1 protein-coding gene is annotated in these 786 nt (G+C 41.9%); it reads left to right on the top strand.

The genetic code is table 11. The annotated features are described in order from the left end of the window. Positions 1–786: AAA family ATPase (locus tag AC1DPZ_RS28370; RefSeq protein WP_477409834.1), on the top strand; the 786-nt coding region annotated here is incomplete at both ends.

Genomic DNA, 786 nt, shown 5'->3' on the forward strand with positions numbered 1-786 from the left:
CCAAATATACCAAGCGAGGCAGGTATAGCTATCCGTAACATTGAAAGCACTTCGTTTTTGGTCAATTTTATATCATCAAATATGAATGCCGATATGGCGGCCAAACAGCGTTTATTAGAGGTTGCCAGCCTGCGCGAAAGAATAAACCTGTTATTGGAGCACTTAACGCTTGATTTGCAAATGCTGGAGCTTAAAAACCAGATCCAAAGCAAAGTACGTGTTGACCTGGATAAGCAGCAAAGAGATTATTTTTTAAATCAACAGCTAAAAACCATACAGGAAGAGTTGGGTGGCAACTCCCCCGATTTGGAAATTGACAGCCTGCGCCAGCGTGCAATTAAAAAGAAATGGGCAAAAGAGGTTAAAGATCATTTTTCAAAAGAACTTGAAAAACTGGCGCGTACCAACCCTGCCGCGGCAGATTATTCGGTGCAGATAAATTACCTTGAGTTATTGCTTGAATTGCCATGGAACGAATTCACAAAAGATAACTTCGACCTTAAACGGGCTCAAAAAATTTTAGATAAAGATCATTTTGGTTTAGATAAGGTTAAACAACGTATTATTGAATACCTGGCTGTGCTTAAATTAAAGCATAATATGAAAGCCCCTATCCTTTGCCTGGTAGGCCCTCCGGGAGTAGGTAAAACTTCGTTGGGTAAATCTATCGCAAAAGCATTAGGACGCAAATACGTTCGTATGGCCCTGGGAGGCATCCGCGATGAGGCCGAGATAAGAGGTCACCGTAAAACTTATATTGGCGCCATGCCGGGCCGTATCATACAA

The sequence above is a fragment of the Mucilaginibacter sp. P4_G9 genome (genome assembly GCF_056400985.1).